We start from the raw sequence: 15,906 nt of genomic DNA on the forward strand, positions 1-15,906 counted from the left end.
CTCTCCTTTCCCGTCTTCGAGTGTAGGCACCGCTCGGCCATGGGCCGGGGTGCGCCGTGGAAAGAGGCTCGTGTCAGGACGCGCGGGCGATGCGCGCGAGCACCCCGTGCACGAACGACCCCGAGTCGTCCGTGGAGAACTCCTTCGCGAGGTCTACGGCCTCGTCGATCGCCACGGCGGTGGGCACCTCGTCGTTGTAGAGGATCTCCCACGTGCCGATGCGCAGCAGGGCGCGGTCGACCGCGGGCATGCGCGCGAGGGACCAGTCCTTGGCGAAGGTCGTGATCTGCTCGTCGATCGCGTCGCGGTTGTCGATGACTCCGTCGACGATTTCGCGGGCGTAGAGCCACGACCCTTCGCGGGCGGGTTCGCTCGCCGCGCGCTTGGCCTCGACGGCGAGCATCGCCGCGAGGTCTTCGCCGCGGACGTCGGCTTGGAAGAGGATGTCGAGCGCGCGCTTGCGCGCCTTCGTACGGGCACTCATGGAGTGGGCGCCGCCGGCGTCAGTTCACGCGGCCGAGGTAGTCGCCCGTGCGCGTGTCGACCTTTACCTTGGTGCCCGTCTCGAGGAACAGCGGCACCTGGATCTCGTAGCCGGTCTCGACCGTCGCGGGCTTCGTGCCGGCCGATGAGCGGTCGCCCTGCAGACCGGGCTCGGTGTACGTGATCTCGAGGACGACGGATGCCGGGAGCTCGATGTACAGCGGATTGCCGTTGTTGAGGGCGATCTGCACCTGCTGGTTCTCGAGCAGGAAATTCTTCGCGTCGCCGACGATGCTCGCCGGGACGGTGAGCTGGTCGTAATCGGCGACGTCCATGAAGACGAAGCCGTCGCCGTCGTTGTACAGGTACGTGAAGTCGCGGCGGTCGACGTTCTCGATCTCGATCTTGGCGCCGGCGTTGTACGTGCGGTCGACCGTCTTGCCCGAGACGACGTTCTTGAGCTTCGTGCGGACGAACGCGCCGCCCTTGCCGGGCTTGACGTGCTGGAACTCGATGACGCTCCAGAGCTGTCCGTCGATGCTGAGGACGACGCCGTTCTTGATGTCTGCGGTCGATGCCATTGCTGAAGGAGTTCCGTTCGTGAAAGTGATGCGGCCGAGACGGCCCGACGACCGATTCTAGTGTCCCGATCCGTGAGACTTCACCGGACCGCCGAGACACCGGGTGCCACCCGCGCTCTCGGCGCGGAGATGGAGGCTCACGGAATCGGGCGTGTCAGTTGTCGGTGAGGCCCGTGATGACGCGGATGAGACGCTCGACGGCGGTCGCGTATCCGGCCACCCCCTCCCCCACGACGTGCACGACGGCGACGTCGGCCACATACGAGTGGTGGCGGAACTCCTCGCGCGCTTTCACGTCGGAGATGTGCACCTCGGCGACGGGCAGGGCGACCGCCGAGAGGGCGTCGCGCAGCACGACCGAGGTGTGCGTGAGGCCACCGGGGTTGATCACGATCCCGGCGCAGTCCTCGCGCGCCGAGTGGATCTCGTCGATGAGCACGCCCTCGTGATTGCTCTGCACGGCGCGCACTTCGAAGCCGCGACGGGCCGCGGCATCCGTCGCGATCTGCTCGACGTCGGCGAGCGTCGCGGTGCCGTACACGTCGGGCTCGCGGGTGCCCAGGAGGTTGAGGTTCGGTCCGTTGACGAGCAGAAGACGACGCGGCGACGGCATGCCCGCACTTTATCAGCGCGGATCGGGCGCACTCGGGGCTGCCGGCGCGTCGGGGGTCGCGGGTCCCGCATCGGACGAACCGACCGCGCCCGCGCCGGTCACTGAGGGACGATCGGATGCCGCGCCCCCGCGGGTCTCGGAGGCCCCGGCCCCTGTCTCGGCGAGGTCTTCCGCGTGGTACTCGGCGAGCAGCTCGCGCTCGCGGTCCTGCTTCGGGAAGGCGAAGAAGACCAGCACGGCGCCGATGACGACGGCGATGATGCCCGCGATGTACGCCCAGTCCTGGCCCTGCAGGAACGATTCGCGCGCGGCGGCCGTGATCGCGCTCGCGTACTGCGGATACTGCTGCGCGACGGTCTCGGCGCTCGCGAAGGATTTCTGCAGCTGGGTCTGCACGCTCGCGCTGACCGAGGCGGCATCGGGCGAGGCCGCGATCTGCTTCGCGAACGCGGCGGCGTAGCCGGCCGTCAGAAGCGCCCCGAGGATCGACTGCATGATTGCGCCGCCGAGGTCTCGCTGGAGGTCGGCGGTGCCCGACGCCATGCCGGCGCGCTTGACCGGCACGGCGCCGGTCAGCGATCGTGAGGCCGGAGTGCCGGCGAGCCCGACGCCGGCGCCCACGAGCGCGTAGCCGAGCGCGACGACCCAGTACGCCGAACCCTCCTGCCACAGGAAGAACATCGTGAGGAAGCCGAGGAGGACGGGCAGATAGCCGAGGAGGAGCGTGAACCGCGCGCCGCGCGACTCGACGAGCTTCGCCGAGCGCGGCGCCAGCAGCACCATGAAGATCGCCCCGGGGAGGATCGCGGCGCCGGACTGGATCGTCGAGTATCCGAGCACATTCTGCAGGAACTGCTGGCCGATGAACATCGCGGCCATGAGAGAGCCGAACACGATGACGCCCGCGACGGCGGCGACCCAGAAGATGGGCCGTGCCGCGATCCGCAGGTCGTAGAGGGGGTTGCGGGCGCGCTTCTGCCGCCAGACGAAAGCGATGAGCGCCGCGAGGCCGATGATCGTGAGGCTCCAGGTGAGGGTCGCGGCATCCGGGACCGTCGCGAAGTTGATCGCGAGGATCGCGGCTCCCACGAGGAGCGACGACAGGATGCCGCCCAGATTGTCGACGGGGTCTGTCGCCTCGTTGACGTGACTCGGGATGAACCGGATGACGAGCGGGATCGCCACGACGATGAGCGGGATCGTGACGAGGAATACCGAGCCCCAGTCGAAGACCTCGAGGAGCGAGCCCGAAATGAGGGGCCCGAGCGCCGAGATCGCGCCGCCGGTCGCAGACCACAGGGCGATCGCCCGCGTGCGGGAAGGCCCCGACCACAGCGCCGCGATGAGCGCGAGGGTCGTCGGATACGCCATGCCGGCGGCGATGCCCCCGACGATCCGGGCGACGATGAGGATGTCGATGGTCGGCGCGAACGCCGCCACGAGGCCCGCGGGCAGCGACAGGCCGACGCCGAGGAGCAGCATCATCTTGCGGCCGTACCGGTCGCCGACGGCTCCGAGCCAGAGGACGGATGCCGCGAGCCCGAGCGAGTACCCCACCGCGACGAGGTTGAGCTGCGTCTGCGACGCGTCGAAGGCGAGCCCGATGTCGGGCAGCGCGACGTTGGCGACGGCCAGCGGCAGATTGGCGACCGCGGCGACCAGGATGAGCGTGGTGAGCACGGCGCCCGAGCGGGCAGGCTTCGTCGATGCGTCGGTCATGAGACCTCCTCCAGGGGCCGAGGCGCACGCCCCCCGGGTCGCGCCGCCGGAACCGATCATCCCGGCGCCGCGCGGGTGCGCGCCACCCCCTTCGCCCGCGGCGGGTGACGCGCGCAGCCCGCGCTCGCGCCCGCGGCTGACTCCTAGCCCGCGACCTCCTGGTACGCCGCGAACAGGAGCGACTCGTCGGGCGCCTGCAGCACGGTCGGGCGCGCGATGTCGTCGAGCACGATGAAGCGCAGCATCCCGCCGCGGCTCTTCTTGTCGCGCTGCATCGTGGCCAGCAGCTGCGGCCACGCACCCGCGCGATACGTCGTCGGCAGGCCCAGCAGCTCGAGGATGTCGCGATGACGCTGGGCCGCGGCATCCGGAAGCCGCCCCGCCAGGCGCGACAGCTCGGCCGCGAAGACCATCCCGACCGAGATCGCCGCGCCGTGGCGCCAGCGGTAGCGCTCGGCGTGCTCGATGGCGTGACCGAGGGTGTGGCCGTAGTTGAGGATCTCGCGCAGCCCCGCCTCGCGGAGGTCTTCGCTGACGACCCGCGCCTTCATGTCGATGGCGAGCTCGATCGAGCGCCGGAAGGCGTCGCTTCGCGGATCGACGGATGCCTCGTGGTCGGCCTCGATGAGATCGAGGATCTCGGGCGCCCAGATGAATCCCGCCTTGACGACCTCGGCGAACCCCGCGACGCGCTCGTTGGCCGACAGCGAGTCGAGGAGGTCGAGGTCGCACAGCACCGCGCGCGGCGCCCAGAACGCTCCCACGAGGTTCTTGCCCTCGGCGGTGTTGACGCCGGTCTTGCCGCCCACGGCGGCATCGACCATCGCGAGCACCGTGGTGGGGACCTGCACGATCTCGACGCCGCGCAGCCAGGTCGCCGCGACGAATCCCGCGAGATCGGTGACCGCTCCGCCGCCGAAACCCACGACGGCGTCGGTGCGGGTGAAGTCGGCCTGCCCCATGATCTGCCAGCAGAACGCCGCGACCTCGATGCGCTTGCCCTGCTCGGCATCGGGGATCTCGGCGAGGAGCACTTCGCGATCGCCCCGCAGGGCCCCGCGCAGGCGCTCGGCCTGCTCGGCGAGGGTGGGCGGGTGGATGACGAGCACCTTGCGGGCGGCGGGCGGCAGCGCTTCGCCGAGGAGAGACAGGATGCCGCGCCCCACCGTGATGTCGTACTGCGCGTCGCCCGACACCGAGATCGTGGTCACGTCGCTCACTTCGTCTCCCGCTCGCTCATCTGGTCCTCCTCGGTCGAGCGCGCCCAGGCGGCGACGGCATCGACGACGTTCTGCAGCGGGCCGCTGGAGGTGTCGAACGTCACGTCGGCGAGCTCCTCGTACAGGGGCCGCCGCGCGGTGTAGATCTCGAGCCAGCGGGCCGCGGCATCCTCCGCCTGCAGAAGGGGACGATCGGTGCCGCGGATCCGCCCTGCCACGACGTGCGGGTCGACGGTCAGCAGCACGACGCGATGGCGTGCCAGATCGGCGCGCGTGTCGGCGTCGAGCACCGCGCCGCCGCCGAGCGAGACGACTCCCCCGGTGGCGAGCCCCTCTTCGACCGCGGCGCGTTCGAGGCGCCGGAAATCGGCCTCTCCCTGCGTCGCGAACAGCTCTTCGATCGGGCCGTGTGCGCGTTCGACGGCGATGTCGGTGTCGAAGAACGACACGCCGAGCGACTTCGCCACCTTGCGGCCGATGCTCGTCTTGCCGGCGCCCATGGGGCCGATGAGGACGAGGGCCGTCATGCGTCGGCGAGGGCGGCGTCGCTCGAGGCGGCGAGCTCCGTGTCGCTCTCGGTCGTCGTCCGGAGTGTCTCGGGGATCGCGGCGAGGTAGCCCTCGAGGTTGCGGCGCGTCTCGCCGACCGAGTCGCCGCCGAACTTCTCGAGCACGGCCTCGGCCAGCACGACCGCCACCATCGCCTCCGCCACCACTCCCGCGGCCGGGACCGCGCAGACGTCCGACCGCTGGTGGTGGGCTGCCGCGGTGTCGCCCGTGGCGACGTCGACGGTGCGAAGCGCGTGCGGCACCGTGGCGATGGGCTTCATGCCCGCGCGTACGCGCAGCACAGTGCCGGTGGACATGCCGCCCTCCGTGCCGCCGGCGCGATCGGACGACCGCGTGATGCCGTCGTCCGTGGCGAACAGCTCGTCGTGCGCCTGCGAGCCGCGGCGGGTCGTCGTGAGGAAGCCGTCGCCGACCTCGACGCCCTTGATGGCCTGGATGCTCATGAGCGCTTGGGCGAGCCTGCCGTCGAGGCGGCGGTCCCAGTGCACGTGCGAGCCGAGCCCGGGCGGAAGGCCGTAGGCGAGCACCTCGACGATCCCGCCGAGCGTGTCGCCGTCCTTGCGGGCCGCGTCGACCTCGGCGACCATGCGCTCGCTCGTCGCGGCGTCGAAGCAGCGCAGCGGATCGGCGTCGAGCGCGTCGACGTCGTCGGGCGAGGGCAGCGCGGCGTCCTCGGGGACCCGGACGGGTCCGATCGAGAGGGTGTGGCTCACCAGACGGATGCCGAGCTCGGCCAGGAACGCACGGGCCAGCGCGCCGAGAGCGACGCGGGCGGCGGTCTCGCGGGCGCTCGCGCGCTCGAGGATCGGCCGCGCCTCGTCGAAGTCGTACTTCTGCATGCCCACGAGGTCGGCGTGCCCGGGGCGCGGCCGCGTCAGCGCGGCGCCGCGGCCGCGCGACTTCTCGGTGAGCTCGACGGGCTCGGCGCTCATGACCTCGACCCACTTCGGCCACTCGGTGTTGCCGATCCGCAGCGCGATGGGGCTTCCCAGCGAGAAGCCGTGGCGGACGCCGCTCGAGATCGAGAGCTCGTCCTCCTCGAACTTCATGCGCGAGCCGCGGCCGTAGCCGAGCTTGCGTCGGGCGAGGTCGGCCTGGATGGCGGCGCGCGAGATGGGGACCCCCGAAGGCAGGCCCTCCATGATGGCGACGAGTTCTGGGCCGTGCGATTCGCCGGCCGTGAGCACGCGGAGCATTGATCTAGTCTCCCACGACCGCTTGCCGCATCGCGGCGATGACGGATGCCTCGTCATCCAGCGGCACATGGGGGTCGCCGGCCGTGAAGATCCGCACCTGCAGAACGGCCTGGTGGAGGAGCATCCCGAGGCCCGACACGGCGCGGCGCCCCGCCCGATCCCACGCCGCGGAGAGCGCGGTCGGCCAATGTCCGTACACGACGTCGAGGAGGAGGCCACCGGGCCCCGCGAGGGCGTCGGCCGCGGCATCCGTCACGGGAGCATCGCCCGGAAGCGTCGCGATCGTGAGCGGCACGGAGGTGTGGACGGGAGCGGCGAGGTCGACGGCGGCGACCGCGACGCCGAGGCGCTCCCCCAGCTCCCGCAGGGGATCGACGGCGGACGGCCGACGCGCGGCGATCTCGACGCGGCGCGTGCCGAGCTCGCCGAGCGCCACGAGCGCCGAGGTCGCTGTCGCCCCTGCGCCGACGATGCGGGCCCGGTCGACGGCGTCGAATCCCTCCTCGGCGAGAGCGCGCACGATGCCGCCGATGTCGGTGTTGAAGCCCGACGGGCCGTCGCGGCCCAGGAGCAGCGTGTTGGTGGCCCCCGTCAGCTCGGCGCGGCGATCGTTGCGCCGCGCGGCCGCGAAGGCGACGCCCTTGAGCGGCATCGTGAGGGACAGTCCTCGCCAGGAGTCGTCGAGCGACGCGAGCACGGCGGCGAAGTCCGCCTCCGAGACGCGCCGGCGCTCGTAGGTCCAGTCGAGTCCCAGCACTCGGTACGCCGCGGCGTGCAGCTGCGGAGAGCGGCTGTGCTCGATGGGGTCGCCCCAGACGGCCAGCCGCGTCGCGCCCGCCCTCAGCACTTGCCCGGGTTGTCCGAGCACCACTGCTGCCACTGCTTGACGGCCTTCTCGTGGTCTTGGATGTTCGTCGTGAAGACGGTCTCGCCCGAGTCGGGGTTGACCGTGACGAAGTAGAGCCACGGGCCGTCGGCGGGATGCATCGCCGCGTCGATCGCCATGTCGCCGGGGTTCGCGATCGGCCCCTTCGGCAGGCCGGCGTGCCGGTACGTGTTCCAGGGGTTGTCGTCGTCGAGAGCCTCCTGCGACGACGACACGGTGCCGTCGTGCATCTCGCCGTAGCCGTACTGCGCCGTCGAGTCCATCTGCAGATAGCCGGAGGTCTGGTCGTTGCTCGGGTCGAGGCGGTTCTCGATGACGCGCGAGACCTTGTAGAAGTCGTCTTCGAAGCGGGCTTCGCGCTGGATGATCGACGCGACCGTGAGCACCCGCTGCCGGTCGTCGGCGGGCACACCCGCCGCATCGAGCGACTTCACGGTGCGATCGACCATGGTCTGGATGACGCTGGTCGGCGTCGCCCCCGGGTCGAAGGTGTACATCGCAGGGAAGAGCCAGCCCTCGAGGCTGTCGGCCGGGACGCCGAAGGCGGCCGGGTTCGCCGCGGCGGCCTGGAATTCCTCCAGCGGCATGCCGAGGCTCTCGGCGAGGATCGGGAGCGTCTGGTCGACGGTGAGCCCCTCTCGCACGAGGGCGGAGTTCTGCAGCTTCGTCGCGGGATCCTGCAGGGCCTTGAGCGCCGCGTCGGAGGTCATCTTCTGCTGCAGCTTGTAGACGCCCGGGTAGAACGTGGGGTTCTGGCCGGTCTCGACCAGCATGTCGTAGAACGCCTCGGGGGTCTTCGTGACCTTCGCGTCGTACAGGGTGCGCGAGATCGTGCCGCCGGTGTCGCCCTCGGAGATCGTGACGAGGGCCTCGCCGGTCGCGAGTCCCTCCTCGTAGTCCTTCGGCTCCTCCCAGCCCATGAAGGACCGGATCTTGTCTTCGTAGGTGTTCCACACCCACATGCCGCCGGCCGCGATGCCGCCGAGGAAGATGAGCACGACGGCCAGCGCGATCCAGCCGCCGACGCGGCGGCGACGGCGGGGCGGCGGAGGGGTGTGGCCGAGGTCGTCCGACGAGGACCGGCCGTTGAAGAGGTCTTCGATGTCGGCGTGCGAGGCGACGTGGCGCGGCTCCGCGAGCGGGCGTGCCCGGCCGGGACGGCCGCCCGCGGATGCAGCGCCGGCCGTCACGAGGTCGTCGAACGAGGTGACCGACATCGGGGCGAGGGCCGGGACCGGCTCAGCCTCGGGGCGCGTGCCCATGCCGGAGGCCGGATCGGCGGGGACGGGGGCGCCTGCTGTCGGCGCGCCCGCGGCGCCGGGCGACGCTGCGGGAGGGGTCGCTGCCGGAGCGCCTCCCCCCATCGTCGGGGTCTGGCCGGTGCGGGCGGCCTCGGCGGCCGCGCGCGCGGCACGTCGCGAGAGCGGAGTTCCGCCGCCGGGCGTGGGGGAAGCGGGGTCCCCGCTGCTCGGGGGCGGCGACGACGGAGTGCCCGCGCCCGACGCGGGAGCCGGCTCGGCCGGGTGCTCGCTCGAGGCCATCGGCGTCGGGCGCGTCGTCGTGACGGTGGAGGCGTGCACGAACGCACCGGTCTCGTCCGGTCCCGGAACGAGCGGCGACGGCGTACGCCGGGGTCCGGGGACTGCGCCGTCGCGCATGCGCGGATCGGGCAGCTTGCCGAACAGATCCGCGAACGGATCGTCGAACGGCGACGTCGAGTCGGGCATCTTCAGGCGAGCTCCTGTGCCGGGGGTACGGATGTTCCGGGAGGTCTGCCCGTGTTCTTCTCGACATCGAGAGCCTGCTGCAACAGCACCACTGCGGCGACCTGGTCGACAATCCTACGAGACTCCCGCTGGTTTCGGCCCGCGCCCCTCAACGCCGAGTGCGCCGAGACGGTGCTGAGGCGCTCGTCGACGAGGCGGACGGGGACGGCGGATGCCGCGGCCAGCGCCGCGGCGAACTCCCGCGCGTCGGCGGTCGACGGCGTGTCGGCGCCGCTCAGGCCGATGGGCAGGCCGACCACGAACTCGAAGACGGAGTGCTCCTCCCCCAGCGCCAGGACGCGCGCGATCGACGCATCGTCGCGCGGCACGGTCTCGACCGGTGTCGCGAGCAGCCCGTCGGGGTCGCTGCGGGCGACCCCGACGCGGGCCTTGCCCACGTCGATGCCGAGCCGCACCCCGCGCCGGAAGTCCGTCACGCCGCTCCGAGCGCGTCCTTCACGGCGACCAGCGCCGCGGGCAGTGCCGAGGCATCCGTCCCCCCGCCCTGCGCGACGTCGTCGCGACCGCCGCCTCCGCCGCCGAGCGTCGCCGCCGCGGCCTTGGCCAGCGCTCCGGCCTTCGCGCCCGCTGCGCGGGCGGCCTCGTTCGTCACGGCGACCACGACAGGCCGGCCGTTGACGTCGGCGCCGAGCGCGACGACCGCCGCGTCGGAGCCGAGGCGGTCGCGCACCTGCAGCGCGAGGGAGCGCACATCGTCCGCCGACGCCGCCGTGCCGAGCGATTCGGCGACGACGCGGTACGGGCCGACGGGCGATGCCGTGTTCGCAAGCTGCGGCAGCCGGTCGGAGAGGGCGCGCGACTCGAACGCCGCGATCTTCTTCTCGGCCGCCTTGAGGCTCGCCTGCAGCTCGGCGATGCGCGCGGGAAGCTGGTCGCGGGGAGCCTTGAGGCTCGACGTGAGCTGCGACACGATGGCGCGCTCCGCCGCGAGCGAGCGGAATGCGTCGAGCCCCACGAGGGCCTCGACGCGGCGGTTGGAGGCGCCGACGGAGGACTCGCCGACGAGGCTGATGAGACCGACCTCGGCGCTCGTGGCGACGTGCGTGCCGGCGCAGAGCTCGCGCGACCAGGGGCCGCCGATGTCGACCATGCGCACGGTGTTGCCGTACTTCTCGCCGAACAGCGCCATGGCGCCCGCAGCCTTGGCCTCGTCGAGCGGCAGGACCCGCGTCGTGACCTCGAGGTTGTCCCGGACGGCGTTGTTGGCGATCTCTTCGATCTCGCTCTTGGTGGCGTCGGAGAGCGCCTGGCCCCACGAGAAGTCGAAGCGCATGTAGCCCGCGCGGTTGAGAGAGCCGGCCTGCGTCGCGGTCTTGCCGAGGGTGTCGCGCAGCGCCGCGTGCACCAGGTGCGTCGCGGAGTGCGCCTGGCGCGCGGCGCGGCGGTTGGCGGCGTCGACGACGGATGTCGCGGGCTGGCCGACACCGACCTCGCCCGAGCTGACCTCGACAGTGTGGCTCACGAGCCCCGCGACGGGCTTCTGCACGTCGAGCACCTCGAGCTCGTACCCAGGGCCGATGATGACGCCCCGGTCGGCGACCTGGCCGCCCGACTCGGCGTACAGCGCCGTCTCGGCGAGGATGACCTCGGCGATCTGGCCCGTCGTGGCGCGGTCGACCGACATGCCGTCGACGAGGATGCCGAGCACGCTCGACTCCGTCTCGAGGTCGGTGTAGCCCGTGAAGATGGTCTCGCCCTGCGCGCGCAGGTCGCGGTAGACGCTCGTGTCGGCGAGCTGGCGCTTGCGCGAGCGGGCGTCGGCCTTGGCGCGGGCCCGCTGCTCCTGCATGAGCTCGTCGAAGGCGGCGCGGTCGACGGTGAGCCCCGCCTCCTCGGCGATCTCGAGCGTGAGGTCGATCGGGAAGCCGTACGTGTCGTGGAGGAGGAACGCCTCGGAGCCCGCGATCGTCGTGCCGCCCTCGGTCTTGGTCGCCGCGAGCGACTCGTCGAGGATCGTCTCGCCGGCCGCGAGCGTGCGCAGGAACGTCGCCTCCTCGGCGAGGGCGTACTGCGAGATGCGCTCCCAGTCCTCGGCGACGACGGGATAGGCATCCTTCATCGCATCCCGCGATGCCGTGAACAGATCGGCGAATGTGGGACCGTCGACCCCGAGGAGCCGCATCGAGCGGATCGCGCGGCGCATGAGGCGGCGGAGGATGTAGCCGCGCCCGTCGTTGGACGGCGTGACGCCGTCGGACAGCAGCATGAGCGACGAGCGGACGTGGTCGGCGACGACGCGGAAGCGCACATCGTCGTCGTGGCTCGCCCCGTACGTGCGGCCGGACAGCGCGACGGCCCGGTCGAGCACGGGGCGCACCTGGTCGGTCTCGTACATGTTGTCGACGCCCTGCTTGATGAAGGCGACGCGCTCGAGCCCCATGCCCGTGTCGATGTTCTTCGCCGGCAGCTCGCCGACGATGTCGAAGTCGTACTTCGAGCGCACGTTGGTGATCTCGTACTGCATGAACACGAGGTTCCAGATCTCGACGTAGCGGTCGTCGTCGGTGGCGGGGCCGCCGTCGATGCCGTACGCGGGTCCGCGGTCGAAGAAGATCTCGGAGCAGGGGCCCGCAGGGCCCGGGAGACCGGTGCTCCAGTAGTTCGTGTCTTTGCCGAGGCGCTGGATCCGCTCCTCGGGGAGGTCGGTGAGGCGCAGCCACAGGTCATGGGCCTCGTCGTCCTCCTCGTACACCGTGACCCAGAGGTCCTTCGGGTCGAACCCGAGTCCTCCCTCGTCGTCGGGTGTCGTGAGCAGCTGCCACGCGAAGCGGATCGCGCCCTCTTTGAAGTAGTCGCCGAACGACCAGTTGCCGAGCATCTGGAAGAACGTGCCGTGACGCGGGGTCTTGCCGACCTCTTCGATGTCGTTCGTGCGCAGGCACTTCTGCACGTCGGCCGCGCGCTGGTAGGGCGCGGGGACATCACCGCTCAGGTACGGGATGAAGGGCACCATGCCCGCCACGGTGAAGAGGAGGGCGGGGTCGTCGGTGACGAGCGACGCCGACGGGACGATGGTGTGGTTGTTCTTCTCGAAATAGTCGAGAAAGCGCTGCGCGATCTCCGCGGTCTTCATTCGTGTGGGTTCCTCGAGGGCGAGCGGCGGTGAGCCCCGGTGCCGGGGCGGTTCCAGCCGTAGGTCAGTCGGTGAGCTTCTTGGCTGCCGTCTCGGCAGCGTCTGCGGCGTCGGATGCCGCGTCCTCGGCGGAGTGGAGGGTGTCGGATGCCGCGTCCCGAGCGGTCTGCAGCGCTTCGCCCGCGGCGGCAGCGACGTCGGCGGCCATGCTCCCCGCGGCGTCGACGACGCCGGCGAACCGGGCTTCCTGCTCGCGGTAGGCGTCGCTCATCCGGTCGGTGAACTCGCCGATGCGCGCGTCGACCTCGGCGAGCAGCTCGTGGCCGCGGGGATCCTTGTTGACCAGATGCGCGACGACGAAACCGCCGATGACGCCGAGCAGGAACCAAAGGACGTTCTTCATGTCACCACTCCTCGGCCGCGGTTCGCGGCATCTCCCCATCGTAAGCGGAAACGACGGAGGGCGCCGGGTGACCCCGGCGCCCTCCGCTGATGCTCTGCTGCCGCGGCGCTAGCGCGCTCTGCTCTTTCGGACGCGGCGCTGACGCGCCACCTCCGGGCGCGGCGCTAGCGCGCCCTGCTCTTTCGGACGCGGCGCTGACGCGCCACCTCCGGGCGCGGCGCTAGCGCGCCCTGCTCTTTCGGACGCGGCGCTGACGCGCCACCTCCGGGCGCGGCGCTAGCGCGCCGCGTAGTACTCGACGACGAGCTGGACGTCACAGACGACCGGCACCTCGGCGCGCTTGGGGCGACGCACGAGACGGGCCTGGAGCTTGTCGAGCTCGACCTCGAGGTAGCCGGGAACGGGGGGCAGAACCTCGGCGTGACCGCCGAGCGCCGCCACCTGGAAGGGCTCGGTGCCCTCGCTCTTGGGCTTGACGTGGATGAGCTGGCCCGGCTTCACGCGGAACGACGGGCGGTCGACGAGCTGGCCGTCCACGAGGATGTGGCGGTGCACGACGAGCTGGCGCGCCTGAGCCGTGGTGCGGGCGAAGCCGGCACGGAGCACGAGGGCGTCCAGACGCATCTCGAGCAGCTCGACGAGGTTCTCACCCGTCAGGCCGTCCTTGCGGCGGGCCTCGTTGAACGTGTTGCGCATCTGCTTCTCGCGGATGCCGTACTGCTCGCGCAGACGCTGCTTCTCGCGCAGACGGACGGCGAAGTCGCTGTCCTGCTTGCGCTTGGTGCGGCCGTGCTCACCCGGAGCGTAGGGACGCTTCTCGAGGTACTTGGCTGCCTTGGGGGTCAGCGCGACGCCGAGCGCGCGCGAGAGACGCACCTTGCGGCGGTCCTGGGACTTCGTTGCCACGAAGTGTTCCTTCCGATGACGCGGCCGTGTCTTTCACGGCTCGCGGACGTATCGCCTCTCCTCGCCCTGTCCGGAATGCACGCCGGGGCATGCCAGAAGGTGGTGAAGAGGAAAGGGGATGCCCGAAAACTCGGTTTCGAGCCGGTCAAGTCTAACAGACGGCCCGCTGCGCCCCTGGTCAGGGCCGGGATGCCTCGGACAGTCGCTCGGCGAGAAGGAGCATCCCTCTCGGGTAGAGCGGCGGCTCGTCGGCGCGCAGCTGCGCGAGAGGCACCCACCGCACGGTGGTGTGGTTGTCCAGGACGCGCACCTCGGCGTCGTCGGCGAGCGATTCGAGCTCGGGGCTCGCGACGGCGAAGGAGTGGACGATCTCGTGGCCGTGCGCACCACCGGATTCGAAGATGTTCTCGCTGATCGCGAGCGGCTCGGCCGCGCTCAGCTGGACGCCGAGCTCTTCGACGAATTCCCGCTGCACGGCCTGGCGCGCCGTCTCGCCGAACTCGATCCCACCGCCGGGCACCCGCGCGAAGACCCCGTGCCGTGCGGTGGCGGGGTAGATCTCGACCAGCATCCGCCTGTCGCGCACGATGATTCCTACCGCGATGTTGCGGATGCGGTACGGGTCGGGCGGCATGGCGCTGTCCTCACTCGCCGTCGAGGATGCGGCGGATCTTCTCGACGCGCGCTTGGACCTCGCGCTCCTGTCCGTGATTCGTCGGCTCGTAATAGCGGCGTCCGCGGAGCTCGTCGGGGAGGTACTGCTGCGCGACGACGCCGATCTCGCTGTCGTGCGGATACCGGTAGCCCTTGCCGTGCCCGAGCCGCTTGGCGCCGGGATAGTGCGCGTCGCGGAGGGGGGGCGGGACGCGACCGAAGCCGCCGGAGCGGACGTCCTGGATCGCCTTGTCGATCGCGAGGTAGGCGGCGTTGGACTTCGCCGTCGTGGCGAGGTACGCCGTGGCCTCGGCAAGCGGGATGCGGCCCTCGGGCATGCCGATGAACTGCACGGCGTCGGCCGCCGCGACCGCGAGGGGAAGCGCCTGCGGGTCGGCCAGGCCGATGTCTTCGGCCGCCGAGATGATGAGGCGACGGGCGATGAACCGAGGGTCCTCCCCCGCCTCGATCATGCGGGCGAGGTAGTGCATGGCGGCGTCGACGTCGGATCCGCGGATGGACTTGATGAAGGCGCTGATGACGTCGTAGTGCTCGTCGCCCTGACGGTCGTACCGCAGGAGGGCGCGGTCGACGGCCTGGGCGACGTCGTCGGCCGTGATCGCGACGTCGGCGCTCTCGTGGGCCTCGAGGTCGGCTGCGCCGGCTGCGATGGATGCCGCGGCCTCGAGCGCCGTGAGGGCGCGCCGTGCGTCGCCCGACGCGAGCCGCACGAGCGCGTCCCTGGCCTCCGGCAGAAGGGCCGCGGCCTCTGCGAGGCCACGGGGGTCGGCGACCGCCCGGTCGATGAGCACGCCGAGGTCTTCGTCGGTCAGGGGCTTGAGCGTGAGCAGGAGAGATCGGGACAGGAGCGGCGAGATGACGGAGAACGACGGGTTCTCGGTCGTCGCGGCGATGAGCACGACCCACCCGTTCTCGACGCCGGGGAGCAGGGCGTCCTGCTGGGCCTTCGTGAAGCGGTGGATCTCGTCGAGGAAGAGGATCGTCGACATCCCGTACAGGTCGCGCTGGGTCAGCGCCTCCTGCATCACCTCGCGGACGTCGCGGACGCCGGCCGTGATCGCCGACAGCTCGACGAAGCGCCGGCCCGACGACCGCGCGATCGCCTGCGCGAGGGTCGTCTTGCCCGTGCCGGGCGGACCCCAGAGGATGACGGAGGTGGCCGTGGTCGCGGCATCCGGATCCGCGAGGGCCACAAGCGGAGAGCCGCGCCGCAGCAGGTGACCCTGCCCCGCGACCTCGTCGAGCGAGGTCGGCCGCATGCGCACCGCGAGCGGCGTCTGCCCTTGGAAGAGCGCGGCGGGAGAGGTCATCCGACCAGGCTAGTCGCGGCTTCGGACGCCTGGCGCCGTCGCGGTTTGGCCGCCCACGACGCGTTCAATAGGATCGACCCGGCCCTGGGCGTCCAGGCGAGCGAGGGAGGTCCTGTGGCGACCGGTGGCAAAGACCGTTCGACGCGCGAAGCGCGGGAGCGTGCGCGCGTGTATCAGGCGCGTCAGCAGCTGCACGACGACCAGGCCCGCCGCCGCAAGCGCGACAATCTGCTCGCGGGCATCGTGGGAGGCATCCTGATCCTCGGTGTGCTCGGCGTGCAGGCGGCCTACTTCACGGTCGGTCCCGGTACTCCCGAACCCGTCCCGAGCGTGACGCCGACGCCCGAGACCACCCCCGCTACGACGCCCGCGCCCACGGACTCGCCGGCTCCGTCGGGTGAGCCGACGCCGAGCCCTTCCGCCTCCTCCTGACCGGGCGATCCGCTCGTCGCTCCGCCCCGCGCAGGGCCTGAGCGCCCAGCGCC

At 71.3% G+C, this 15,906-nt stretch carries 16 protein-coding genes; 1 reads left to right on the forward strand and 15 read right to left on the reverse strand.

Annotation, left to right across the window (positions count from 1 at the left end; all coding sequences use genetic code 11):
* Nucleotides 1-73 precede the first annotated feature (73 nt).
* From nusB to ACSBPH_RS00370, 15 genes are all read right to left on the reverse strand, one after another.
* Nucleotides 74-484, reverse strand: coding sequence for a transcription antitermination factor NusB (gene nusB / locus ACSBPH_RS00300; protein ID WP_442575638.1), 411 nt, complete (start codon nucleotides 482-484; stop codon nucleotides 74-76).
* Nucleotides 485-503: 19 nt separating this feature from the next.
* On the reverse strand, nucleotides 504-1,064 hold the full coding sequence (gene efp, locus ACSBPH_RS00305) for an elongation factor P (protein WP_442575639.1): 561 nt from the start codon (nucleotides 1,062-1,064) through the stop codon (nucleotides 504-506).
* Between the two features lie 154 nt (nucleotides 1,065-1,218).
* Nucleotides 1,219-1,677 carry a type II 3-dehydroquinate dehydratase gene (aroQ, locus tag ACSBPH_RS00310; protein WP_442575640.1) on the reverse strand — a complete coding sequence of 153 codons (459 nt, stop codon included), beginning with the start codon at nucleotides 1,675-1,677 and terminating at the stop codon, nucleotides 1,219-1,221.
* Between the two features lie 12 nt (nucleotides 1,678-1,689).
* Nucleotides 1,690-3,396 (reverse strand): MFS transporter, encoded by a 1,707-nt coding sequence (locus ACSBPH_RS00315; protein WP_442575641.1) that lies wholly within the window; start codon nucleotides 3,394-3,396, stop codon nucleotides 1,690-1,692.
* Nucleotides 3,397-3,539: 143 nt separating this feature from the next.
* Nucleotides 3,540-4,616, reverse strand: a complete 1,077-nt coding sequence (gene aroB, locus ACSBPH_RS00320) for a 3-dehydroquinate synthase (protein ID WP_442575642.1) — start codon at nucleotides 4,614-4,616, stop codon at nucleotides 3,540-3,542.
* Complete coding sequence (locus ACSBPH_RS00325; RefSeq protein ID WP_442575643.1) at nucleotides 4,613-5,143, reverse strand: shikimate kinase; 531 nt, start codon at nucleotides 5,141-5,143, stop codon at nucleotides 4,613-4,615. Before ACSBPH_RS00325 ends, aroB begins: the two co-directional genes overlap by 4 nt.
* Entirely contained in the window at nucleotides 5,140-6,381 is a 1,242-nt protein-coding gene (gene aroC, locus ACSBPH_RS00330; RefSeq protein ID WP_442575644.1) for a chorismate synthase, read from the reverse strand. Before aroC ends, ACSBPH_RS00325 begins: the two co-directional genes overlap by 4 nt.
* Nucleotides 6,382-6,385: 4 nt before the next feature.
* Complete coding sequence (locus ACSBPH_RS00335) at nucleotides 6,386-7,252, reverse strand: shikimate dehydrogenase (RefSeq protein ID WP_442577343.1); 867 nt, start codon at nucleotides 7,250-7,252, stop codon at nucleotides 6,386-6,388.
* Nucleotides 7,222-8,994: an endolytic transglycosylase MltG gene (mltG, locus tag ACSBPH_RS00340; RefSeq protein WP_442575645.1), complete on the reverse strand. Its 1,773-nt coding sequence runs from the start codon at nucleotides 8,992-8,994 to the stop codon at nucleotides 7,222-7,224. Before mltG ends, ACSBPH_RS00335 begins: the two co-directional genes overlap by 31 nt.
* Nucleotides 8,995-8,996: 2 nt before the next feature.
* On the reverse strand, nucleotides 8,997-9,470 hold the full coding sequence (gene ruvX, locus ACSBPH_RS00345; RefSeq protein WP_442575646.1) for a Holliday junction resolvase RuvX: 474 nt from the start codon (nucleotides 9,468-9,470) through the stop codon (nucleotides 8,997-8,999).
* Nucleotides 9,467-12,127 carry an alanine--tRNA ligase gene (alaS, locus tag ACSBPH_RS00350; protein WP_442575647.1) on the reverse strand — a complete coding sequence of 887 codons (2,661 nt, stop codon included), beginning with the start codon at nucleotides 12,125-12,127 and terminating at the stop codon, nucleotides 9,467-9,469. Before alaS ends, ruvX begins: the two co-directional genes overlap by 4 nt.
* Before the next feature lie 64 nt (nucleotides 12,128-12,191).
* Complete coding sequence (locus ACSBPH_RS00355; RefSeq protein ID WP_442575648.1) at nucleotides 12,192-12,530, reverse strand: ATPase; 339 nt, start codon at nucleotides 12,528-12,530, stop codon at nucleotides 12,192-12,194.
* A gap of 276 nt (nucleotides 12,531-12,806) precedes the next feature.
* The gene (rpsD, locus tag ACSBPH_RS00360; protein WP_442575649.1) at nucleotides 12,807-13,436 is read right to left on the reverse strand and encodes a 30S ribosomal protein S4; all 630 of its coding nucleotides are present in this window, start codon (nucleotides 13,434-13,436) and stop codon (nucleotides 12,807-12,809) included.
* Between the two features lie 178 nt (nucleotides 13,437-13,614).
* A complete protein-coding gene (locus tag ACSBPH_RS00365; RefSeq protein WP_442575650.1) occupies nucleotides 13,615-14,070 on the reverse strand; it encodes an NUDIX hydrolase in 456 nt (151 codons plus the stop codon).
* Nucleotides 14,071-14,080: 10 nt separating this feature from the next.
* Nucleotides 14,081-15,421 carry a replication-associated recombination protein A gene (locus tag ACSBPH_RS00370; protein WP_442575651.1) on the reverse strand — a complete coding sequence of 447 codons (1,341 nt, stop codon included), beginning with the start codon at nucleotides 15,419-15,421 and terminating at the stop codon, nucleotides 14,081-14,083.
* A 114-nt stretch (nucleotides 15,422-15,535) separates the two neighbouring features.
* Here ACSBPH_RS00370 and ACSBPH_RS00375 point away from each other — a divergent pair, with 114 nt between their 5' ends.
* Entirely contained in the window at nucleotides 15,536-15,853 is a 318-nt protein-coding gene (locus ACSBPH_RS00375; protein ID WP_442575652.1) for a dioxygenase, read from the forward strand.
* Nucleotides 15,854-15,906 lie beyond the last annotated feature (53 nt).

Source organism: Microbacterium sp. F51-2R (genome assembly GCF_052180235.1).
In the GTDB taxonomy this organism is placed as follows: domain Bacteria; phylum Actinomycetota; class Actinomycetes; order Actinomycetales; family Microbacteriaceae; genus Microbacterium.

Excerpts from the sequence above, each read along its gene's own strand:
- nusB (WP_442575638.1), bottom strand. The coding sequence starts at position 484 with ATGAGTGCCCGTACGAAGGCGCGCAAGCGCGCGCTCGACATCCTCTTC.
- efp (WP_442575639.1), bottom strand. The coding sequence starts at position 1,064 with ATGGCATCGACCGCAGACATCAAGAACGGCGTCGTCCTCAGCATCGAC.
- aroQ (WP_442575640.1), bottom strand. The coding sequence starts at position 1,677 with ATGCCGTCGCCGCGTCGTCTTCTGCTCGTCAACGGACCGAACCTCAAC.
- ACSBPH_RS00315 (WP_442575641.1), bottom strand. The coding sequence starts at position 3,396 with ATGACCGACGCATCGACGAAGCCTGCCCGCTCGGGCGCCGTGCTCACC.
- ACSBPH_RS00325 (WP_442575643.1), bottom strand. The coding sequence starts at position 5,143 with ATGACGGCCCTCGTCCTCATCGGCCCCATGGGCGCCGGCAAGACGAGC.
- aroC (WP_442575644.1), bottom strand. The coding sequence starts at position 6,381 with ATGCTCCGCGTGCTCACGGCCGGCGAATCGCACGGCCCAGAACTCGTC.
- mltG (WP_442575645.1), bottom strand. The coding sequence starts at position 8,994 with ATGCCCGACTCGACGTCGCCGTTCGACGATCCGTTCGCGGATCTGTTC.
- alaS (WP_442575647.1), bottom strand. The coding sequence starts at position 12,127 with ATGAAGACCGCGGAGATCGCGCAGCGCTTTCTCGACTATTTCGAGAAG.
- ACSBPH_RS00355 (WP_442575648.1), bottom strand. The coding sequence starts at position 12,530 with ATGAAGAACGTCCTTTGGTTCCTGCTCGGCGTCATCGGCGGTTTCGTC.
- ACSBPH_RS00365 (WP_442575650.1), bottom strand. The coding sequence starts at position 14,070 with ATGCCGCCCGACCCGTACCGCATCCGCAACATCGCGGTAGGAATCATC.
- ACSBPH_RS00370 (WP_442575651.1), bottom strand. The coding sequence starts at position 15,421 with ATGACCTCTCCCGCCGCGCTCTTCCAAGGGCAGACGCCGCTCGCGGTG.